This window comes from Pseudomonas cannabina, from assembly GCF_900100365.1.
GTDB lineage: Bacteria > Pseudomonadota > Gammaproteobacteria > Pseudomonadales > Pseudomonadaceae > Aquipseudomonas > Aquipseudomonas cannabina.
Genome location: NZ_FNKU01000001.1, coordinates 4,060,386 through 4,082,952 on the forward strand (window position 1 = coordinate 4,060,386; position 22,567 = coordinate 4,082,952).

At 59.2% G+C, this 22,567-nt stretch carries 13 protein-coding genes; 1 reads left to right on the forward strand and 12 read right to left on the reverse strand.

Translation table 11 applies throughout. From position 1 onward, the window contains the following. Positions 1 to 120: 120 nt before the first annotated feature. The 12 genes from BLT55_RS19190 to BLT55_RS19250 all read right to left on the reverse strand — a co-directional run bounded on the left by BLT55_RS19190 (position 121) and on the right by BLT55_RS19250 (position 19,871). Positions 121 to 3,369: a dermonecrotic toxin domain-containing protein gene (locus tag BLT55_RS19190; protein WP_054999762.1), complete on the reverse strand. Its 3,249-nt coding sequence runs from the start codon at positions 3,367 to 3,369 to the stop codon at positions 121 to 123. Positions 3,370 to 3,515: 146 nt separating this feature from the next. Next, positions 3,516 to 5,075: an amidase family protein gene (locus BLT55_RS19195; RefSeq protein ID WP_054999761.1), complete on the reverse strand. Its 1,560-nt coding sequence runs from the start codon at positions 5,073 to 5,075 to the stop codon at positions 3,516 to 3,518. A gap of 157 nt (positions 5,076 to 5,232) precedes the next feature. Beyond that, entirely contained in the window at positions 5,233 to 6,651 is a 1,419-nt protein-coding gene (locus tag BLT55_RS19200; RefSeq protein WP_054999760.1) for an FAD-dependent oxidoreductase, read from the reverse strand. Between the two features lie 122 nt (positions 6,652 to 6,773). Continuing rightward, entirely contained in the window at positions 6,774 to 11,219 is a 4,446-nt protein-coding gene (gene gltB / locus BLT55_RS19205; protein WP_054999759.1) for a glutamate synthase large subunit, read from the reverse strand. A gap of 357 nt (positions 11,220 to 11,576) precedes the next feature. Beyond that, entirely contained in the window at positions 11,577 to 13,208 is a 1,632-nt protein-coding gene (locus BLT55_RS19215) for an SPOR domain-containing protein (RefSeq protein WP_054999758.1), read from the reverse strand. 10 nt (positions 13,209 to 13,218) lie between these two features. Next, on the reverse strand, positions 13,219 to 14,322 hold the full coding sequence (gene aroB, locus BLT55_RS19220; protein WP_054999757.1) for a 3-dehydroquinate synthase: 1,104 nt from the start codon (positions 14,320 to 14,322) through the stop codon (positions 13,219 to 13,221). 116 nt (positions 14,323 to 14,438) lie between these two features. Beyond that, positions 14,439 to 14,957 carry a shikimate kinase AroK gene (gene aroK, locus BLT55_RS19225; RefSeq protein WP_007248056.1) on the reverse strand — a complete coding sequence of 173 codons (519 nt, stop codon included), beginning with the start codon at positions 14,955 to 14,957 and terminating at the stop codon, positions 14,439 to 14,441. Positions 14,958 to 14,961: 4 nt separating this feature from the next. Continuing rightward, the gene (locus BLT55_RS19230) at positions 14,962 to 17,040 is read right to left on the reverse strand and encodes a type IV pilus secretin PilQ (protein ID WP_054999756.1); all 2,079 of its coding nucleotides are present in this window, start codon (positions 17,038 to 17,040) and stop codon (positions 14,962 to 14,964) included. A 47-nt stretch (positions 17,041 to 17,087) separates the two neighbouring features. Then, positions 17,088 to 17,615 carry a type 4a pilus biogenesis lipoprotein PilP gene (pilP, locus tag BLT55_RS19235; protein WP_007248058.1) on the reverse strand — a complete coding sequence of 176 codons (528 nt, stop codon included), beginning with the start codon at positions 17,613 to 17,615 and terminating at the stop codon, positions 17,088 to 17,090. Next, positions 17,612 to 18,235 carry a type 4a pilus biogenesis protein PilO gene (gene pilO, locus BLT55_RS19240; RefSeq protein WP_054084611.1) on the reverse strand — a complete coding sequence of 208 codons (624 nt, stop codon included), beginning with the start codon at positions 18,233 to 18,235 and terminating at the stop codon, positions 17,612 to 17,614. The genes pilP and pilO overlap by 4 nt, the downstream gene beginning before the upstream one ends. Next, positions 18,232 to 18,807 (reverse strand): PilN domain-containing protein, encoded by a 576-nt coding sequence (locus BLT55_RS19245; protein WP_007248060.1) that lies wholly within the window; start codon positions 18,805 to 18,807, stop codon positions 18,232 to 18,234. The genes pilO and BLT55_RS19245 overlap by 4 nt, the downstream gene beginning before the upstream one ends. Then, positions 18,807 to 19,871 (reverse strand): pilus assembly protein PilM, encoded by a 1,065-nt coding sequence (locus BLT55_RS19250; protein ID WP_054999755.1) that lies wholly within the window; start codon positions 19,869 to 19,871, stop codon positions 18,807 to 18,809. Before BLT55_RS19250 ends, BLT55_RS19245 begins: the two co-directional genes overlap by 1 nt. Positions 19,872 to 20,080: 209 nt before the next feature. Here BLT55_RS19250 and BLT55_RS19255 point away from each other — a divergent pair, with 209 nt between their 5' ends. Next, positions 20,081 to 22,525 (forward strand): penicillin-binding protein 1A, encoded by a 2,445-nt coding sequence (locus BLT55_RS19255; protein WP_371745306.1) that lies wholly within the window; start codon positions 20,081 to 20,083, stop codon positions 22,523 to 22,525. Positions 22,526 to 22,567: the final 42 nt, after the last annotated feature.

Below are 22,567 nucleotides of genomic sequence, written 5' to 3' on the forward strand. Positions count from 1 at the left end.
GCAATAAAAGTGCCGGCATTTTCTCAGAGCGCGACGCAAAAGGCACGGCGAGAGCCGTGCCTTTTGTCTATCGGGGCGATTTGTTATACAAAACGTTGCGCCTTCGGAACCGAATGACGTCTATTTCAAGTCCTTATGATTCAAGATGCTCCAAGGCTTAAGCAAGCCCTTCCCCTGTTGGAGTACCAGACGCCAGTCCCCTCTCCCGGTACTTTTACCAACGGTAGTAAGATCCAGGGTAAACATCTGTACGTCCTTGGGTATATTGAATTTTCCATTGTGTTTCCACGCATGCAGGCTACCAGCGCCATCTTCGACGTACTTGGCAACTGCACGATTGACTGCGCTTTCAAGGCCGCCTTCGATATCGACCTGTATTTTACCCTGCGCCTTTGTAAACCTGCTGCTGGTGAAAAACGCATCCATGAATATCTTGTACCCGGACGGGTGAGCTCTATTGACCTGAGCCTCCTCGCGTGGGAGTTTCGGCACCGTATGTTTGCCGCCACCACGCAAACCGACCGGGGCAAGCACCCAGATGCCTTGACCGTCAAGCTGGATCGGTAGTTGGTAATAGGCGTCGGGGCGCCGTGAATCAATCACTCGCCATGCCGCGCAATCAACGTCGTATCTGACGGCATAGGCTTTTTCCTGTTGCACGGCGTAAAAGCGGCTCGGCACACCCTCTTGAGCTCTCTCATGGATGCCCCGATAAATACCGTCGTCGCGCAACTTCAACCCGCCGGGCGTTTTTGATACGGCTGTTTTCGGATTGAGAACAGAGCGACCAACCGCCGCCGGAGAATACGGTTTAACCCTCCGCCCTTTTGGAAGCGTCAGCCCATCGGCCAACAACAGCGCCGCCTGCACGAAATACAACGGAGCCGTGCCTTGTTCGCTGGCAGCCTTGGCGACGCCCTGCCAGATGGCGTAAAAACTGCGAATGGCAGCGATAGGCAGTTGCACCTTGAAAGGCGTGAACGTGAGGACTATTTCGCCAACAGTCTGGACGATCTCCCAAGCACTTTGCCAGTTAGTTTCCCAATTGCTGTTGGTCTGCTCATCGACAGCCGATATCACGCGTTCGACTTCAGCGTCATACACCGCTTCAAGAAAGCTTTCACTGTGGGGCAGCAATTCCATGGACAGCTCATCCCGGCCAGCGGTCAATGCCCGCCTTACATCAGCCTGGTCAGGGAGCGCTGCCCTGCTCACCAGATAGTCCAGCAATGCAGGTTCAAGCAGCAGTTGCTGAACCTCTTTCGAGCTGCTCATTTCCCGAAAACATTTACCGTCAGGCGGCTGCGGAGTAAAAATCACCAACGAGCCGACGCTGGAGCGATCCTCGACGCCCATCGTCAGTACGCCGCTCAACGGCACACCGTTAATGGACAATTGGCTGGCCTGAATGCGATGCCCCTCAACGGTTGCACGGTCATCACCGTCAACCGGATGGTCCAGAACGGCCGTTAACCACTTGTGGCCTCTGTTCGCCAGATCGGGAGGCAGGCTGCCATCGCCCATAAAGTCGCCTGCCATTTTCGCCTCGATCCCGTCCAGGCGCATCTGGGCCTGCATCACGCGCGCGTAGCGCTCGCGGTGCCATCTTCCAGTAGGCGAGGTCGACAATACCGTTCTGAGGAACCGAGGATAATCCTCACCAATGTTCAGATCACGGATCAGCCCGAACAGATAACCGGCCTTGAGAAAGCCAATCAATTGCCCCTGGCTGTCGAACGCGCGACTGGTCATCAGAAAGTTGAGATCGGTAACAGAGATATTTTCCAGGGACAGCTCAGTGAGGCTACGTTGCTGTGTGTCGTAATGCGCTTCTGTCTCCGAAGGGCCTGCAAACTCATAATCCAGATCCAGGATGAAGCCCGGATCGATTTCAATGCTCACTGTATGGACGCTGACCTCGTCAGGATTCACCTCTACACCATGATCCAGCAGGATTCGCTCGCGCAGTTTCTCGCGAGCATAGTTGCGAAGCTGATCAGGCTCTCCGTACGCGGAAGGTTCAAGCAGGTCAGGAGCCTGTGCTTCGAGTAACGTCTGGCTGTAGCCCTGTACGGCGATCTTCCACGCATACTTGTCGTCATCGGGCGCGTCAGAAAACCACTCGGGCAAGAATTCGCTTTCAATCTCTGTCGGCTTTTCGGGATCGAACCAGCCTTTGTTCTCGTCGATCGCGCGCTGGGTCAAAGCCTTGCGAAACCCCGCTATATCCTGCTCGAACTGCATACCCAGCAGCAAACGGTCCTCAGCCTTCAATTGCGAACTGATTGCCAGATAAAAACTGTCGGTGCCGTCTTTGAACGCAGTGATTTCACCATTGCGTGAATCCTGAGCACTGTAATTACCGAAACCATCGTGCAACAGCACGATACGGGTTTCGTCAGGCCCCGTGGGCTCGTGCTTGCTCATGCCGGGGTCAACGATCACCAGATTCAGCCCTGACGCAGCCAGTAGCGCCCGAGCGCCAGTGCGAGCCAGTTCATCGGTGTGCTGATTGAAAATCCGGGTGCGCGACAGGCCATCAATCGCCGTACTGCGCGCCCATTCATCCAGCGAAATCTCCATCGCTTCGACGAAATCATCCGGCAGAACATCATTTTTCAAAAAGTCGATTTGCTGTTCTTCGGTCAGTGGCATCCGCTCCAGCAGTTCTTCGAGACGGCTGATCGGGACCTGCGGATTCAAGGCGCCCAACCAGCCCAGAACCGGCGAGATTTCCATTTCGCCGCGATCCCAAAACGGCAGAAAAGGGTTGGGCAAAGGAACGTTCAGCGTACTTTTGGAAGACCCCTCATCTGTCAGCAACGCAGCAAACAGAAGCGGACGCTGTTCCCTCGCCAATCCTGCTATCTGTTCGCGCAGGGTGACGATCCGGCCAGCAATACTGTTGCTGCCCGGAAAGTTTCCGTCCATGCCGAGCGTAGAGCTGACAGGCAATTGGCTGAAGACAAGACTTAACAGGGGCTCGTCATCGGAGATGGAAGCACCGTCGGGTGCGACATAAGCATCGTCGCCGCTGTGCATCAGCACAACGGTGTTTTCGACAACGCTTTCGTCGTAGCCTTTCAGGTACAACGCAAGGTCTTCACCGTTTTCGTTTTGAACGCTGATCATCAATTCAGCAGGCCATTGCGGCAGCTGAACCAGCAAGGCGAACAATGCATTGTCGCCATCATCAGGGAAGTAATTCTTTTCCATGAAATGCTCGACAAACTGATCGATGATTCGATCCGCCCGTTCACGTGCCCGGTGCTCACGCACCGCAACCGTGCTGGGGCTGAAGCGGTCAGGCCCGAGCGTTTTCTGTTCATTGCTACGGGCAAGCTTGCCCATGGGTGCTGCTTTCAACATGGCTATTTCCTTATAGCGACATGGAGGGCGGGAGCGTCGATCCAGCGATCGATCTCCCGATGAACGTGCAAGAGCGTAACGATTTTCGAGAGCGCGAAAAGCAAGCGCACCTTCCGCGGGACTGAGGCCACCGAAGGCTTCTCGTATCAATCTTCCTGAGGCACAGTCGTGCTGATCGAGGTTGAGGGCGCAGCCAAAAGAACCTGTTCAAGTGCGTAGGCATAGCTCAGCAATTTAGCTTCCTCCCAGGCAGTGGAAAGAAAGTACAGTCCTTTTGGCAGACCTTCATCATTGAGTCCGACAGGCAGGTTTATTCCCGGATAACCCGCAATAGCGCCAACTGCTCCGAAAGCGCTCTCCGACCAGTCGATGAGCGCGTCAAGCGAGTGTCGTTGCAAGAGCCCGTCTATCAACTGCTGATGGGAACGGCGCAAATCGGTCGCATCATAAAAATAGATCGCCTGATCTACGACCGTGCCCGAAGCCGCAATCAACGCGTCCTGACTGTAACCTTCCGGCCCAGGAGACGCGACATTGAAGGCAATGATGTCATCAAGCGTGCGAACCTCAAGCCCGGGACGGGTTTTCAAGTACGCTTCAAGCTCACGCTTGAAGTCATTCATGAGCATTTCAGGCTCCGCCATGCTGGAAACAAGCGGAACATCGACCGGAACCAATATCGCCCCGGCCGACCTCAGATTACGCTTTATCTTTTGGAATGCGGGATCGTCGTCCATGAATCGACCGTCAGGCAGTTTGCTCGGATAACCCAGACGCTTGCCTCTCAATGCGTCCGCTCTGAGGTACTCAACGTAGCTAACGGTGTTGCCGGGGACTTGGTAGGTGGCCTTGTCGAACGGGTCAGTGCCGCTCATCGCCGTCAGCATGATGGCAGCATCAGTGACCGTTCGCGCCATTGGACCGGGGGTGTCCTGGCGACTGGAGATCGGAATCATGCCAGAGCGGCTAAGCAGACCCAGCGTGGGCCTCACTCCCACGACGCCACTCGTGGCGGCAGACTGAATGATCGAACCATTGGTTTCAGTACCCACCGCCAAGGGCGAAAAGCCGGCTGCAACACCTACCGCCGGACCCGAGCTGGAGCCAAGCGGACTGGCAGCCAGGTCATATGGATGACGCGTTTGCCCGCCTCGGCCGCTCCAACCGTTCGGGACGTCACTTCCACGGAAATTAGACCATTCGCTGAGGTTGGCCTTGCCGATAATGATCGCGCCGGCGTCGCGTAGCCGCTGCACCACAAAAGCGTCGTACTGCGCAGGCGCTCCAGCCATGGCGAGTGCGCCTGCAGTCGTCTGCATTTTGTCTGCCGTATCGATATTGTCTTTCACCAGTACAGGAATGCCGTGCAGCGCCCCTCGTTGCTTGCCGCTGGCGCGCTCCCTGTCGAGCAGAGTGGCTATCCGCCGAGCCTCGGGGTTGATTTCGATGACAGCGTTGAGCGCCGGGCCATTGTTGTTCAGCGCTTCGATACGCTGGAGCAGATCGTGGACCAGCTCGGCGGAAGTCAGGCTACCTTCGCTCAAGCGTTTCTGAAGCTCCACACTGGTTTCGAAATGGGATGCCTTTGTTTCGATGATCGATCCGAAAACGGGCCCATCGAATTGCGTATTTGCCTGATCGCCAGCACATGCAAATGCGAAAGGCGCAATAGAAAGCGCGCAAAACAGGCCAAACTTGGTTTTCATGACGTCCTTCCCTGGTTGATAAAACGCTCCTCGTGAGCGAGTTCGCCAAGTCTAGGAAGGGAGTAGCACCGGGGATGTCAGCCAAACAGGCAGATTGCAGGTGAAGGGTAGACGCTTGTTGTAGGAGTGCGCCTCAGCAAAGGCGCACTCCCAAGACTTAGACGCCGAGGTAATCCATGATCCCTTCAGCCGCATTGCGGCCTTCGAAGATCGCAGTCACCACCAGGTCGGAGCCGCGAACCATGTCGCCACCGGCAAAGATTTTCGGGTTGCTGGTCTGGTGCTTGTACTGCGCTTGTTCCGGGGCGACGACGCGGCCCTGACTATCGGTGTTAATCGTGAACTGCTCGAACCACGGCGCAGGGCTTGGACGGAAGCCGAAGGCGATGACCACGGCGTCTGCCGGAATGATCTCTTCAGAACCGGGAATCGGCTCGGGGCTGCGACGGCCACGAGCGTCGGGCTCACCAAGACGGGTCTCGACCACCTTCACGCCTTCGACCTTGCCTTCGCCGACAATGGCGATGGGTTGGCGGTTGTAGAGGAAACGCACGCCCTCTTCCTTGGCGTTCTTCACTTCCTTGCGCGAACCCGGCATGTTTTCCTCGTCGCGACGATAAGCGCAAGTCACTGACTTGGCGCCCTGCCGGATCGAAGTACGGTTGCAGTCCATCGCCGTGTCGCCGCCACCCAGCACGACCACGCGTTTACCTTTCATGTCGACAAAGTCTTCCGGCGCCTTTTCAAAGCCCAGATTGCGGTTGACGTTGGCGATCAGGAAATCCAGCGCATCGTGCACGCCCGGCAGGTCTTCACCGGCAAAGCCACCTTTCATGTAGGTGTAGGTGCCCATGCCCATGAACACCGCATCGTACTCTTCGAGCAGTTGATCGATGGTGATGTCCTTGCCAATTTCGGTGTTGAGCCGGAACTCGATGCCCATGCCGGTGAACACTTCGCGACGATGGCTGAGCACGGATTTTTCCAGCTTGAACTCGGGGATGCCGAAGGTCAGCAGACCGCCGATTTCCGGGTTCTTGTCGAACACCACCGGTGTTACGCCGCCACGCACCAGCACGTCGGCACAACCCAGGCCCGCAGGGCCTGCGCCAATGATCGCGACGCGCTTGCCGGTCGGCACGACTCTGGACATGTCCGGACGCCAGCCCATGGCGAACGCGGTGTCGGTGATGTACTTCTCGACCGAACCGATGGTCACCGCACCGAAACCGTCGTTCAGCGTGCAGGCACCTTCACACAGGCGATCCTGCGGGCACACGCGGCCGCAGACTTCCGGCAGGGTATTGGTCTGATGAGACAATTCCGCAGCCGCCAGAATATTGCCCTCGGCGACCAGCTTGAGCCAGTTGGGAATGAAGTTGTGCACCGGGCACTTCCACTCGCAATACGGGTTGCCGCACCCCAGGCAGCGGTGCGCCTGATCGGCGGACTGCTGGGGTTTGAAGGGTTCGTAGATTTCCACGAACTCTTTCTTGCGTTGACGCAGCAGTTTCTTCTTCGGGTCTTTACGTCCGACGTCGATGAACTGGAAGTCGTTACTGAGACGTTCAGCCATTCTCTGGAGCCTCTTTGCGGCAGCTCCAAGCTACAAGCTTGAAGCTGCAAAAAATCATGATCGCAGGCCATTCGCGCACTGCCGTTAACTCGCGGCTTGAAGCTAACCGCTAGCAGCTGCTGTTATTGCGGATTCGCCCGGGTGCTGGAGAGCAGCGATTTCAGGTTGGCCGCCTTGGGCTTGACCAGCCAGAAACGACGCAGGTAATCGTCCAGGTTTTCCGCCAGGTTACGGCCCCATTCACTGTCGGTTTCCGCCACGTACTCGTTCAGAACGCTCTGCAGGTGAGTGCGGTAGGCCTCCATCGACTCGCCGCTGATGCGCTGGATCTCGACCAGTTCATGGTTGACCAGGTCAACGAAGGTGTTGTCCTGATCGAGCACGTACGCGAAGCCACCGGTCATCCCGGAACCGAAGTTGTAACCGGTTTTACCGAGCACGCAGACGAAACCGCCGGTCATGTACTCACAGCAGTGGTCGCCGGTGCCTTCCACAACCGTGTGAGCACCCGAGTTACGCACCGCAAAACGCTCGCCTGCGGTACCCGCCGCGAACAGCTTGCCGCCGGTCGCACCGTACAGACAGGTGTTACCAATAATCGCGCTCTCGTTGGTCTTGAACGGGCTGCCCTTGGGCGGCACGATCACCAGCTTGCCTGCGGTCATGCCTTTACCAACGTAGTCGTTGGCATCGCCTTCCAGGTACATGTTCAAACCACCGGCGTTCCAAACCCCGAAGCTCTGCCCGGCAGTGCCTTTGAAGCGGAAGGTGATCGGCGCCTTGTTCATGCCCTGATTGCCGTGCAGTTTGGCAATTTCGCCGGAAATCCGTGCGCCTATGGAACGGTCGCAGTTGCAGATGTCCAGTTCGTACTCGCCGCCGCTGAGGGCTTCGATGGCGGGCTTGGCCAGCTCGACCATTTTCTCGGCCAGCAAACCCTTGTCGAATGGCGGGTTGCGATCTACCCGACTGAACTGAGGTTTGTCCGCCGGAATGTGATCGCTGCCCAGCAACGGCGTCAGGTCCAGATGCCGTTGCTTTTCGGTTTCGCCCGGCAGGATGTCCAGCAGGTCGGTACGGCCGATCAGTTCTTCCAGCGAGCGAACACCCAGCCTGGCCAGCCACTCACGGGTTTCTTCAGCCACGTAGGTGAAGAAGTTGATCACCATGTCGACGGTGCCGATGTAGTGGTCCTTGCGCAGCTTTTCATTCTGTGTAGCCACGCCGGTGGCGCAGTTGTTCAGGTGGCAAATTCGCAGGTATTTGCAGCCCAGCGCGATCATTGGCGCAGTACCGAAGCCGAAGCTTTCAGCGCCGAGAATGGCGGCTTTGATCACGTCGAGGCCGGTCTTCAGACCACCGTCGGTCTGCACCCGGACCTTGCCGCGCAGGTCATTGCCGCGCAAGGTCTGGTGCGTTTCAGCCAGGCCCAGTTCCCACGGCGCGCCAGCGTACTTGATGGAAGTCAGCGGCGATGCGCCGGTGCCGCCGTCGTAGCCGGAAATGGTGATCAGGTCGGCATACGCTTTGGCCACGCCTGCAGCAATGGTGCCTACGCCCGCTTCTGCCACCAGCTTGACCGAGACCAGCGCCGCCGGGTTGACCTGTTTCAGGTCGAAAATCAGCTGCGACAGGTCTTCGATAGAATAGATGTCGTGATGCGGCGGCGGCGAAATCAGCGTCACGCCCGGTACCGCATAGCGCAGCTTGGCGATCAGGCCATTGACCTTGCCGCCCGGCAATTGCCCGCCTTCGCCCGGCTTGGCGCCCTGCGCAACCTTGATCTGCAGCACATCGGCGTTGACCAGATATTCCGGTGTTACACCAAAGCGGCCGGTGGCGATCTGCTTGATCTTCGAGCTGCGGATGGTGCCGTAGCGCGCCGGATCTTCACCGCCTTCACCGGAGTTGGAACGCGCGCCCAGACGGTTCATCGCCTCGGCCAGCGCTTCGTGAGCTTCTGGCGACAAGGCACCCAGCGAAATACCGGCCGAATCGAAGCGCTTGAGGATTTCACTCAGCGGCTCTATTTCGTCGATGTTCAGCGGCTGATCGACGGTCTTGACCTGCAACAGGTCGCGAATCATCGACACCGGACGCTGATCGACCAGCGCGGTGTATTCCTTGAACTTGCTGTAATCGCCCTGCTGCACTGCGGCTTGCAGGGTGCTGACCACGTCCGGGTTGTAGGCGTGGTATTCGCCATCGTAGACGAACTTGAGCAGACCGCCCTGCTGGATCGGCTTGCGCGGGCTCCAGGCTTCGGCGGCCAGGGCTTTCTGTTCGGCTTCGAGATCGACGAAACGCGCGCCCTTCAAACGGCTCGGCACGCCACGGAAGCTGGTGTTACAGACTTCTTCGGACAAGCCAATGGCTTCGAACAGTTGCGCACCGCGATAGGACGCCACCGTCGAAATGCCCATTTTCGACAGAATCTTGAGCAGGCCTTTGGTGATGCCTTTGCGGTAATTCTTGAAGACTTCGTACAGATCGCCCAGCACTTCGCCGGTGCGGATCAGGTCACCCAGCACTTCGTAGGCCAGGAATGGATACACCGCCGAAGCGCCGAAACCGATCAGCACAGCGAAATGGTGCGGGTCACGCGCCGTGGCGGTTTCGACCAGGATGTTGCTGTCGCAACGCAGGCCCTGCTCGGTCAGACGGTGGTGCACCGCGCCGACCGCCAGCGAAGCGTGAACCGGCAGTTTGCCTGGTGCGATGTGGCGGTCGGTCAGCACAATCAGGGTATGACCGGAACGCACAGCCTCTTCGGCCTGATCGGCGACGTTGCGCACAGCGGCTTCAAGGCCCAGGCTCTCGTCGTAGTTCAGGTCGATGATGTGGCGCTCGAAGCCCGGACGCTCCAGATTCATCAGCGAGCGCCATTTGGCCGGCGAAATGACCGGCGAGCTGAGGATCACGCGCGAAGCGTGCTCTGGCGATTCCTGGAAGATGTTGCGCTCGGCACCGAGGCAGATTTCCAGCGACATGACGATGGCTTCACGCAGCGGGTCGATCGGCGGGTTGGTGACCTGCGCGAACTGCTGGCGGAAGTAATCGTAAGGCGAGCGCACACGGCGCGACAGCACCGCCATCGGCGTGTCGTCACCCATCGAACCCACGGCTTCCTGACCCTGCTCGCCCAACGGACGCAGCACCTGATCACGTTCTTCGAACGTGACCTGATACATCTTCATGTACTGCTTGAGTTGCTCGCTGTCATAAAAAGCCGAACCGTGGTCGTTGTCTTCCAAGGTGGCCTGAATGCGCAGGGCATTCTTGCGCAGCCACTGCTTGTACGGATGACGCGACTTGAGGCGGTTGTCGATGGCCTCGGTGTCGAGGATCTGGCCGGTTTCGGTGTCCACGGCAAAAATCTGCCCAGGACCGACACGGCCTTTGGCGATGACGTCTTCGGGCTTGTAGTCCCACACGCCAATTTCCGACGCAAGGGTGATGTAGCCGTTCTTGGTGGTGACCCAGCGCGCCGGGCGCAGGCCGTTACGGTCGAGCAGGCAGACCGCGTGACGACCTTCGGTCATCACAATGCCAGCCGGGCCGTCCCACGGTTCCATGTGCATGGAGTTGTATTCATAGAAAGCGCGTAGATCCGGGTCCATGGTCTCGACGTTCTGCCACGCAGGCGGAATGATCATGCGCACGCCACGGAACAGGTCGATGCCACCGGTGACCATCAGCTCGAGCATGTTGTCCATGCTCGACGAGTCTGAGCCCACGCGGTTGACCAGCGGGCCCAGTTCGTCCAGCTCCATCAGATCGTTGGTGAACTTGGTGCGACGCGCCTGTGCCCAGTTTCGGTTACCGGTGATGGTGTTGATCTCGCCGTTGTGGGCAAGAAAGCGGAAAGGCTGAGCCAGCGGCCATTTCGGCAGGGTATTGGTCGAAAAGCGCTGGTGAAACACGCAAATGGCGGTTTGCAGACGCTCGTCGCTCAGGTCCGGGAAGAAGGCCGTGAGATCGGCCGGCATCATCAGGCCTTTATAAATGATGGTTTTGTGCGAAAAGCTACAGATGTAGTGATCGCTGTCCGCAGCGTTGGCCACCGATGAACGGCGACGGGCGCTGAACAGCTTGATCGCGAATTCCTGATCGCTCAGGCCTTCGCCGCCGATGTACACCTGCTCGATTTTCGGCAGACGTTCCAGGGCCAGTTGCCCCAGTACGCTGGTGTCGATGGGCACCTGACGCCAGCCCACCAGCTCCAGGCCCTCGGCCAGGATCTCGCGGTTCATGTTCTCGCGTGCGGCTTCGGCCCTGGCGTCATCCTGATTGAGGAACACCATGCCCACCGCGTACTGGCGAGGCAGATCGACACCGAAATGTTCCTTGGCCATGGCACGCAGAAAACCGTCGGGCTTCTGGATCAACAGGCCGCAACCGTCACCGGTCTTGCCGTCGGCGTTGATACCGCCACGGTGGGTCATGCAGGTCAGGGCCTGAACGGCCGTCTGCAACAGGTGATGACTGGGCTCGCCCTGCATATGAGCGATCAGGCCGAAGCCACAGTTATCCTTGAATTCATCTGGTTGGTACAGACCTGCTTTCATAGACACTTTCTCACCAGGCTGCCTCTATACGAGGCAAATTTCCTTTTAATTCAACCAATTACCTGACACGCCGAACGTACGCCGGCTTTGGACAGGCAAAACGGAGGTCATTGTACACAGCGACACAAGCGCTCACAAATTTAACGACGATTGGTTGATAATCAATGTCGCAATTATGAAAGTTTTAAAGCGGGTCGCTGTGCTAGTCAAAACATTTCATCATGAATCGGACTGACGCGACGGAGACTGTAGGGCGTTTGTAACGCGGACGCCGCATGGCGCGCCTCAATAAGGCACGTCCAGGCGGGTTTAAGTCAGGTTTGCCGGGTGAGCGGCCCGGATAGGACCGCTGCGACTTCAGCGACTGGCGCCGAGCTCTTGTTGGACGCTGGCGACAGTACGAGGCCAAGGTTTACCAGCCTGAACCTTCGCTGGCAATACCTTGATGGCTGCCAGGGCGGCAGCACGGTCAGGAAAGTTGCCATATGTGATCACGTACAGCGGCTTGCCCTGCAAGGTTTTCTTGAAATAACGGTATTCGCCACCCTGCTCTGCAATGTAGGCCTGAGCGGTCGCTTCGGAGCTGGTGCCCAGAATCTGCACCACGTAATGGCCTGGCGCCTGACTGGCGTACCAGCTACCACCGGCAGCTGGCTTGGCGGCCGCTGCGGCTGGTTTTTCAGCCGGTTTGGCAGCCGGAGCAGGCTTGGCGGTCGCAACCTGGGTCGGCGCAGGCGCAGGTTTGGCAGCTGGCGCGGGGGCCGGGGCTGGCGCAGGTGTCGGCGCCGGAATCGACGAGCGAGGCGCCTGAGCAGCCGCCTGGCCCGCAGGCACACCGGCGGGTGGCGCGGTGGTGGTCACGGTTGGCGGCTGAGCAGGCGAACCGCTTGGCACCGCATCTTCATCGGTATCGCTGGAACCGGCGGCTTCCGCCAGCGGACCACGCATGACCGGCTGCGAATTGCCATTCATCGGCAGCGGCATCGGTTGAGAGTTGCCCGCGAACTCGATGGCCGGGCCACCGTTGTTCGATTGCTGAGCAGTCGGCTTGCCTTCACCCAGCGGCAATTGCGCCTGAGCGGAAGCAGGGGCATTGGCGGTGGTGGCTGTCTTGTCGCCGCGACCCGGAATCAGCACTGCTGCTGCCACGGCCACTATGACGACGGCACCCAAGGCCAATACGTGTTTTTTCGGCATGTTGAACCCCACACTTGGACGCTTGACCGCGGAACGACTCGCGATCATCGCCTCGATCATTGAATCGCGGGCCACCTGGTTGATCGCCCCAGGCCAGCCATCGGACTGTTCATGAATATCGGTGATCTGGTCGGCAGTAAACAACGCGATTCCCTGCCCTGCACCCTCCAGACGCTGAGCCAGATACTCTCGGGTTTCCTCTTCCGTATAGGGTTGCAGCTCGATGACGTGAAAACGCTCACCCTCGGTAGCGCCCTGCATTTCGGCACACAGCTGATCAAGACGATCGAGCAGCGATGGCTCGCCAAACAGGAACACATGCGGACGCCCTTCCGGCGTGCCCGCAGCAAGACCCAGCAACGCTTCGAGCGCCGAATCGCCGAGTTGTTCCGCATCGTCGACCAGTACGTACACTTCCTGGCCGGTAAGCCCGAGCTGCACGACCTGCGACAGAATCGACTGCATCTCGGCCTGAGCCACGCTCAGCGCCTGGGCGACCTGTTGCAGCACACCGGCGGCATCGCTGGCACCGCGCGCGGAAATCACCACGCTCTGCACCGACTGCTTGTTGGTGCTGGCGACCAGCGCCTGACGCAGCAAGGTCTTGCCGCTGCCCTGCGGCCCGGTGACGGCCAGCAGCAACTGGCTGTAACGCGCCAGGTGGTGCAACTGTCCCAACACCGGCTTGCGCTGCGCAGGGAAGAATTTGAAGCCAGGTACCCGCGCCGCAAAGGGGTCATGACTCAACTGATAATGGCCGAGGAAGGCCTCGTCGGCATGCAAACTAGTCATGGGGTTTCCGTTAACCTCTAAGCTGATCCACCAGGGCGCGATAGTCCGCAACCAGAGTGGCCTGTAATACTTCTTTTGGATAATCGTCCGTGATAACCGCTTCGCCCATCCGGCGCAACAGCACCAGACGTAGACGACCGTCGATGACCTTCTTGTCGATCGCCATGTGTTCGAGGAAGTTGTCTTCCGTCATGTCCTGCGGAGGTACGACGGGCAGCCCGGCACGCTGAAACAGCCGAATGCCGCGATCCCGTTCCTGCGTGCTGATCCAGCCCAGGCGCGAGGACATTTCCAGCGCCATGACCGTACCGGCCGCCACCGCCTCGCCATGCAGCCAGACACCATAGCCCATATGCGTCTCGATGGCGTGGCCGAATGTGTGACCCAGGTTCAATGTGGCGCGAATACCGGACTCACGCTCGTCGGCACCGACCACCAGCGCCTTGGCCGCGCAGGAGCGCTCGATGGCGACCGTCAAGGCCGCCTGATCCAGACCGCGCAGGGCGTCGACGTGCTCTTCGAGCCAGGTCAGGAACGGTTCGTCGCAGATCAGGCCGTACTTGATGACTTCTGCCAGCCCGGCGGACAGCTCACGCTCGGGCAGGGTGTTGAGCGACGTGGTATCGATCAGCACGACGCTCGGCTGATAGAACGCACCGACCATGTTCTTGCCCAGCGGGTGGTTGATGCCGGTCTTGCCGCCCACCGACGAGTCCACTTGCGACAACAGCGTGGTAGGAATCTGGATGAAGTTCACGCCGCGCTGATAACAGGCAGCAGCGAACCCGGCCATGTCGCCGATCACCCCGCCGCCCAGCGCAATGACCGTGGTACGACGGTCATGACGGGCAGTCAGCAGACCGTCGAAAATGGTTTGCAGGGTTTCCCAGTTCTTGAACGCCTCGCCATCCGGCAAGACAATCGGCAAAACGTTGTAGCCGGCCAGGGTCCGGGTCAGACGCTCCAGGTACAGCGGCGCCACTGTCGTGTTGGAAACGATAGCCACCTGACGCCCGACGATATGCGGGGCCAGGAGTTCAGGCTGGTCCAGCAGGCCTTCGCCTATATGGATCGGGTAGCTACGCTCACCCAGCTCGACCTTAAGTGTCTGCATGTGTCCCCACATTGATTACCGGTTGCGTGGTGGTGTGCTTCAGCGGGTCATGGCGTCAGGCCATCCACCATCGCTGTTTTTATGGTCGCCGAGGATAGCGCATTTTTGCCTGCGCTTTAACGGGGAGGAAGCTCTGCCAGACGCGCAAGTATCTCGAGCACCACCATCCGCGGCGGCCGCTCATCGGTTTCGATCACCAGATCGGCGATTTCACGGTACAGCGGGTCGCGAATGGCCAGCAGTTCGCTCAATACCCGGGCCGGGTCAGCCGTACGCAACAAAGGACGATTGCGGTCACGCGCCGTGCGCCCGACCTGCTGTTCGATGGAGGCATGCAGGTACACCACCCGCCCGCCAGCACGCAGCGCCTGACGGTTTTCGCTGCGCATGACCGCGCCACCACCGGTTGCCAGCACCACGCCATCGGCTTCGCACAGCTCTGCAATCATGGCTTGCTCGCGATCACGAAAACCCGGCTCGCCTTCCTTGTCGAAGATCCAGGGGATGTTGGCGCCTGTACGCAGTTCGATTTCCTTGTCGGAATCCTTGAACGGCAGTCGCAGCTCTTTGGCAAGCAAGCGGCCGATGGTGCTCTTGCCAGCACCCATCGGCCCCACAAGTATTAAATTTCGCACAAAATCAACGACTCACAGAAATCGCCTGGTTGTTCATGATACGCGGAGTCAGAAATACCAACAGCTCGGATTTGGACTCGGATACCACATCGCGCCTGAAAAGCCGGCCAAGATACGGTACATCGCCAAGAAATGGCACTTTATCCACACTTTTACTTTGCGTATTCGAGAACACACCACCGATGACAATGGTTTCACCGTCGGAAATCAGCACTTTGGCGTTGACTTCGTTTTTCTTGATCGGCGGCACACCCAGCACCGCATTCACGTAGTCCGGCTCATCCTTGGTGACCTTGACCTCCATGATGATGCGGTTATCGGGGGTGATCTGCGGTGTGACTTCGAGTGACAGGGAGGCTTCCTTGAAGCTGACTGTGGTTGCACCACTGGAGCTGGATTCCTGATACGGAACCTCGGTGCCCTTGAGGATCTTGGCGGTCTCCTTGTCGGACGTGACCACCTTGGGTTGCGAGACGATCTCACCGTTGCCGGTCTTTTCCATCGCCGTCAGCTCAAGGTCGAGCATCGTGTTGTTGGTCAGGAAGCCAAGGCCGATGCCGGAGGTGGCGTTGGCAGCGCCCATATCGACGAACGTGGAGCTGTTGGCCGTGGAGCCGCCCGCTGCAGTGCCCGTCGACCAGTTGCTGCTGCCGCTGGTGTTGGTCGCGCCACCCCAGCGCACACCCAGCTCTTTGTCGTAATCGACGTTGGCCTCGACGATGCGCGCTTCGATCATCACCTGACGCACCGGAATGTCCAGCTGCGAAACAATACGGCGCAACTCGTCGAGCCGATCTTGGGTCTGGTAAGCGATGATGTTGTTGGTCCGGTCATCAACCGTGATCGAACCGCGCTCATCGGCCTTGGACTCGGCACTGGTCACCGACTGGAACAGCTTGGCGATGTCGGCAGCCTTGGCGTAATTGACCTGCAACAGCTCACGACGCAACGGCGCCAGCTCGGCGATCTGCTTGAGCGACTCCAGTTCCTGACGTTCGCGGGCAGCAATTTCATCGGCCGGGGCGACCAGCAGCACGCTGCCAACCTTGCGTTTGTCCAGCCCTTTGGTTTTCAGCACAAGATCCAGCGCCTGATCCCACGGCACATTCTGCAGACGCAGGGTGATACCGCCCTGCACCGTGTCACTGGCCACCAGATTGAGGTTGGTGAAGTCGGCAATCAGCTGCAGCACCGAGCGCACATCGATGTCCTGGAAATTCAGCGAGAGCTTTTCACCGGTGTACACCGGCTTGTCGGCGGCGCGCCGGTCCATATCCTCGTGAGTCAGCGGGCGCACACTGATGGTCAGCTTGTTTTCGGTCTGGAACGCCGAATAGTCAAAGGCGCCCGACGGCTCGATCAGAATGCTTGCCTTGTCACCTGCGGCCGACGCGCTGACGAACTGCACCGGGGTCGCGAAATCCTTGACGTCGAGGCGCACGCGCAAGGGTTCCGGCAGCATCGTTTTGGCGAAGTCGACACGGATCTTGCCGCCCTGCTCCTGAATGTCAGGCGCAATGTTGGCATTGCTCAGGTCGATGACCACGTTGCCTTCACCCAGCTCACCGCGCTGGAAATCGATATTCCTGATGGCTTTGGCACCGGCCGGCACAAAAGGCCTGGCGGACGCCGGGGTGGGCGGCGGCACGGCCACTCTGGCTGCGCCCATTGCAGTGCTTGGCTGGGACGCCTGGGCCGCGGCTGCGCCCTGACCGATGACCACGAACAGGTTGTTGCCGTCGACCCGCGAGCTGTAAGGCGACAGTGTCGTCAGGTTGATGATCACACGCGTGCGATCCTGAGCCTGCACCACCACCACGCTGCGCGCGTTACCGGTGCCCAGCTCACGACTTTTGGTCGCCAGCTGGCTGGTGACACCGGGCAGGTCGAGTGCAATGCGCGCCGGTTGCGCTGTGGTGTAACCGCGCGGAGCAGGCACCGGGCCGTCGAAAGACAGCTTGAGTTCGACCCGGTCACCCGGCAACGCGGCGACATCCAGGGTCTTGAGGTTGGCAGCCTGGACAACCGGCGACAGCATCGCGATGCATAACGACGCGCCGATAATCGAGAGAATCCGGGTCATGATCAATTTCCGTTGAGCGCTACTGTGCATACTTGGCCTTGCCCACTTCATGAGCGTTCCTTGAGCTGGATGGTGCGCGGCCGTTCCAGCCATGCCCCTTCTCCGTCCGGAACAATTTCGATGACATCGACCTGCGCATCGCCGATCGACACAACCCGTCCGTTATTGCGGCCCAGGTAATCTCCCACTTTGACGCGATGAACGCCCCCGGCTCCACGCAACAGGGCGAACGTACCTGACCCGTTGCCAATCGTGCCGACCATTTCGAACGACTCGATGTTGAACCCTTCAAGAAACTGCCTGACCCGGTTTTCATCCGGCGCCACCAGCCGCGTGCCCTTCTGGCGATTCAGCAGGTCGATCTTGACCGGCGGCTGAAACGGGCTGCGCAGGGCCGCAGCGTTATAGGTAAATGCTTCGTAGGGCCGAAATTTCGGCAACGGCTCGATGGTGCCACTCGGACGCGCCTTGGCCTGATCCATGAACTCGGTCAGGTCGGCAAAATCGTTGTCATTGCCACACCCGGCCAGCCCGGCCAGCACAACACTGACGCACAACAATCGCGCCGCCCTCATTTCTTCAGCCCTTCATCGTTGTAGCGGTAGGTCTTGGCCAGAATACTCATGCGCAATTTGGTCGGGACCTTGGGATCGACCGGCTTGATCTCGAAATCATGCAGCGTGACGATGCGCGGCAGGCTGGCAACGCCACTGACAAACGTCGCCAGATCGTGATACCCGCCGACCACCGTGATCTGTATCGGCAGCTCGATGTAGAACTGCTGGACCGCCTCGGGCAGCAGCTTGATTTCCTCGAATTCAAGGCCGCTTCCCAGGCCGGTGCGGGTAATGTCTTCGAGCAGCCCGGGCACTTCGGTGTCGCTGGGCAATTGCCGCAGCAGCGCACCGAAGGTGTTTTCCATTTCTTCCATCTGCTTCTTGTAAGGCTCCAGGTTGGCGGCCTGGAACGCCTTGTTGGAATACTGCTCGCGGAGCGTCATTTCACCGGCCTGAGCACTGTCGAGCTGGGTCTCCAGATCCTGAATAAAGAAGAAGTAGCCGAGCGCGAAAATCAGCACCGCCACCAGCAGACCGGCGATCACCTTGACCGCCGCAGGCCAGGAGCCAAGGTTGTTGAGGTCCAGTTCGCTGAAGTCGACCTTGCGAAGCCCGTCCATCCATTCAGACATATTCATGGCTTGGCTCCTTCGGCAGCGACAACCGGAGGCTGGGTCTGGCGCACGGTCAGCTGAAACACGTTGGCCTGATCCACCGCACCGGCAGTGGTGGCCTTGACCTCGGTCAGGCTGGGCGCCTCAAGCCACTCCGAGGCTTCAAGATTGCGCATCAGGTCCGAGACCCGGTTGTTGGATTCGGCAGCACCGCTGATGGCAATCAGCTTGCTGGTCATTTTGACCTGCGAGTAATACACGCCATCCGGCAGGGTTCGCGCCAACTGATCGAACACCCGGCCCGTGACCGGGCGGTTACCTTGCAGGTCCTGAATAATCTTCATGCGCTCCAGCAATTGCTTGCGGCGCGCTTTCAGGTCGCTGATTTCCTTGATGCGGATATCCAGCTGGGCGATCTGCGTTTGCAAATACGCGTTACGCGCCATTTGATGCTCGATGGCATTGCTGACGTAGCGATCAATCAGAAACAGAATGCTGACCGACAGCACCAGCACACCGACCAATACAGTCAGAAAGCGTTTTTTGCGTTCTTCGCGGAGCTCTTCGCGCCACGGCAGCAAGTTGATCCGTGCCATCAGTCGAAGCTCCTCAACGCCAGACCGCACGCGATCATCAGGGCCGGGGCGTCACTGGCCAGTGCGCCCGCATTGACCTTGGAACTCAGGGCCATGTCGGCAAACGGGTTGGCGACCATGGTCGGCGTGCCGATACGTCGCTGAATCAGGTGCTCCAGCCCGGAAATCGAAGCCGTACCGCCTGCCAGCATGATGTGATCCACCGAGTTGTACTGCCCCGCCGCAAAGAAGAACTGCAACGAGCGGGAAACCTGCTGCACCAGCGCGTCCTTGAACGGGTCCAGCACCTCGCTGACATAGTCGTCAGGCAGCCCGCCCTGTTTCTTGGCAAGCCCGGCCTCTTCCATGGACAGGCCATAGCGGCGCTGAATCTCGTCGGTCAGCTGGCGGCCGCCGAACAGTTGCTCGCGGGTATAGATGATCCGCCCATGGTGCAGCACGCTGAGGGTGGTCATGGTGGCGCCGATATCGACCACCGCAACGGTCAGTTCGTCGTGGCCGTTCCCCAGTTGCGCAGCCAGCAGGCCGAACGATCGCTCCAGCGCATAGGCTTCGACGTCCACGACGCGCGCGGTCAGCCCGGCCAGCGCCAGCGCCGCCTCGCGGACCTCGACGTTTTCCTTGCGGCAGGCCGCCAGCAGCACTTCAACCCGTTCCGGGTTGCGTACCGAATAGCCCTGCACTTCAAAATCGATGGCCACTTCTTCAAGCGGATAGGGAATGTACTGGTCAGCTTCAAGCTTGAGCTGGTTTTCCATGTCGTCGTCGGAAAGGCCGGCGTCCATCTCGATGGTTTTGGTGATGACTGCGGACCCGGCCACTGCAACCGCCACAATCTTGACGCTGGTCTTGGCCTTGACCAGCAAGCGAGACAACGCCTGGCCAACCCCTTCGAGTTCAGCAATATTCTTTTCGACGACAGCGTTGGCCGGCAACGGCTCGACTGCGTAGGACTCGACCTTGTAACGGGTGCCGGAACGACTCAATTCCAGGAGTTTTACCGAGGTGGAGCTAATATCGATCCCTAGAAGGGTGTTGGCCTTCTTACTGAAGAGTTCGAACACAACCTGATTCCTTTGAGTTTCCGTCACTTACGGAGTTATTTCGGGTCAACGTCACTGCCGACAGCCTTGACAGTAGCGCAAATCACGCTCGGGGACGAAAAATGCTTATAATGCCCAGCGTTTTTTTCGTTTAACAAAGCTTCAAGGCATGTTCATTTGTAAATGCCTGCGCTTAACCCATTATTTTTTCTGGAAATCCAAAAGCCTTGATACGCCTGCTGAAGTTTTTGTGGTGGTCCCTCGTCGCGGTCTTCTGCTCGCTGTTACTCGGCCTGAGCGGCGCCTTTCTCTACCTGAGCCCGACCCTGCCATCCGTCGAGGCGCTGCGAAGCATCCAGCTGCAAATCCCCCTGCGCGTATTCAGCAGCGACGGCAAGCTGATCGCCGAATTCGGCGAAATGCGCCGGACGCCGATTCGATTTGCCGAAATCCCGCCCAACTTCATCAATGCACTGCTGTCCGCCGAAGATGACAATTTCGCCAACCATTACGGTGTCGACCCCAGCAGCCTGATGCGCGCCGCCACACAGCTGGTGAAGAGCGGTCACATTCAATCGGGCGGCAGTACGATCACCATGCAGGTCGCGAAGAACTTTTTCCTGACCAGCGAAAGAAGCTTTTCACGCAAAACCACCGAGATCCTGCTTGCCTTGCAAATCGAGCGCCAACTCACCAAGGACGAGATCCTCGAGTTGTACGTGAACAAGATTTATCTGGGTAACAGGGCTTACGGCATCGAGGCGGCGGCGCAAGTCTACTATGGCAAATCGATTCGCGATGTAAGCCTTGCGCAAATGGCCATGATTGCCGGTCTGCCCAAGGCACCGTCACGTTTCAACCCACTGGCCAATCCGACCCGTGCCAAGGAACGCCGCGACTGGATCCTCGGGCGCATGTACCGCCTGGGCAAAATCGACCAGACCGCTTACCAGACCGCCTTGAACGAGCCGCTCAACGCCAGCTATCACGTGCCGACCCCGGAAGTGAATGCACCGTACATCGCCGAAATGGCCCGGGCGGAAATGGTCGGCCGTTATGGCAGCGAGGCCTATACAGAGGGCTTCCGCGTCACGACCACGGTGCCTAGCGACCTGCAGGAGCACGCCAACAAGGCGATCCAGCAGGGCTTGATCGACTACGATCAGCGCCATGGCTATCGCGGCCCGGAAAGCCGCTTCGCCGGCATGACCCGCGCCAACTGGGTACAGGAACTCACCAAACAGCGCACGATCAATGGCCTTGAGCCGGGCATCGTCACTCAGGTCGACAAGACCGGGTTGCGCGTCCTGACCCGCAATGGCGAGAAGGAAGAAACGGTTGACTGGGCCACCATGAAGTGGGCGCGCCCTTATCTGAACACCAACAGCCTGGGTGCCAATCCCAAGCAGCCGGGCGATGTGGCGAAGGTCGGTGATCTGGTTCGCTTGCTGCGTCAGGACGATGGCTCGCTGAAATTCAGTCAAATTCCCGTCGCGCAAAGCGCACTGGTTTCGCTTGATCCGCAAAACGGCGCCATTCGTGCGCTGGTCGGCGGTTTCGCATTTGAGCAAAGCAACTACAACCGGGCCATGCAGGCCAAGCGTCAGCCGGGCTCCAGCTTCAAACCTTTCATCTATAGCGCCGCACTCGACAACGGCTACACCGCGTCGAGCCTGGTGAACGACGCCCCTATCGTGTTCGTCGATGAGTATCTGGACAAGGTATGGCGTCCAAAAAACGACACCAACACATTCCTCGGCCCGATCCGCCTGCGTGAAGCGCTGTACAAGTCGCGCAACCTGGTTTCGATCCGCTTGCTTCAGGCTCTGGGCATCGACAGCACCATCGACTACATCACACGCTTCGGTTTTTCCAAGCAGGACCTGCCGCGCAACCTGTCGCTGGCCTTGGGTACGGCCACGCTGACTCCGATGGAAATAGCCACCGGCTGGGCCACGTTTGCCAACGGCGGTTACAAGGTCAGCCCGTATCTGATCCAGACCATCGAGAACCGTGACGGCCAGACGTTGTTTGTCGCCAACCCGCCAAGCGTTCCGGCCAACGACGCCAAGACCGCGCCGAACACCTCGACCTTTGCCGTGCATGACAGCCCTGGCATTGCTGCCACCACAGCGCCGGGCACGCCCAGCGAACCGCAAACGCCGGCCTTCGCAGAACGCATTGTGGATGGCCGCACGACGTACATCCTGAACAGCATGCTGCAGGACGTGATCAAGCGCGGCACCGGGCGTCGCGCCTTGTCGATGAACCGGCCGGATATCGCAGGCAAGACCGGTACGACCAACGATTCCAAGGATGCATGGTTCTCCGGCTACAACGCTGACTACGTCACGACGGTCTGGAGCGGTTTCGACCAGCCAGAGAGCCTGGGGCGTCATGAGTTTGGCGGCACGGTCTCGCTGCCGATCTGGATGGATTACATGAGCGCAGCGCTCAAAGACAAGCCACCGCACCAGCAAGCGGAACCGGACGGCATCCTCAGTCTGCGCGTCGACCCACTGAGCGGCCGCGCGGCCACGCCAAGCACGCCGAATGCGTTCTTCGAGCTGTTCAAAAGTGAAGACACACCGCCGAGCGTCAACGAACTGGGCGGCAGCAGCGCCCCCGGCAGCCCGCTGCCAGCAGACGAGTCAGCGCCCATCGACTTGTTCTGATACGCAGATTGTGTGACGCGGAGCGTCAAGAAGGGCATTCCG

What these genes read in the sequence shown, in the direction of transcription:
- BLT55_RS19245 (WP_007248060.1), bottom strand. Translation starts at nt 18,807, where the DNA reads ATGGCACGGATCAACTTGCTGCCGTGGCGCGAAGAGCTCCGCGAAGAA.
- BLT55_RS19190 (WP_054999762.1), bottom strand. Translation starts at nt 3,369, where the DNA reads ATGTTGAAAGCAGCACCCATGGGCAAGCTTGCCCGTAGCAATGAACAG.
- BLT55_RS19230 (WP_054999756.1), bottom strand. Translation starts at nt 17,040, where the DNA reads ATGACCCGGATTCTCTCGATTATCGGCGCGTCGTTATGCATCGCGATG.
- pilP (WP_007248058.1), bottom strand. Translation starts at nt 17,615, where the DNA reads ATGAGGGCGGCGCGATTGTTGTGCGTCAGTGTTGTGCTGGCCGGGCTG.
- BLT55_RS19195 (WP_054999761.1), bottom strand. Translation starts at nt 5,075, where the DNA reads ATGAAAACCAAGTTTGGCCTGTTTTGCGCGCTTTCTATTGCGCCTTTC.
- aroB (WP_054999757.1), bottom strand. Translation starts at nt 14,322, where the DNA reads ATGCAGACACTTAAGGTCGAGCTGGGTGAGCGTAGCTACCCGATCCAT.
- BLT55_RS19215 (WP_054999758.1), bottom strand. Translation starts at nt 13,208, where the DNA reads ATGACTAGTTTGCATGCCGACGAGGCCTTCCTCGGCCATTATCAGTTG.
- gltB (WP_054999759.1), bottom strand. Translation starts at nt 11,219, where the DNA reads ATGAAAGCAGGTCTGTACCAACCAGATGAATTCAAGGATAACTGTGGC.
- BLT55_RS19200 (WP_054999760.1), bottom strand. Translation starts at nt 6,651, where the DNA reads ATGGCTGAACGTCTCAGTAACGACTTCCAGTTCATCGACGTCGGACGT.
- pilO (WP_054084611.1), bottom strand. Translation starts at nt 18,235, where the DNA reads ATGAATATGTCTGAATGGATGGACGGGCTTCGCAAGGTCGACTTCAGC.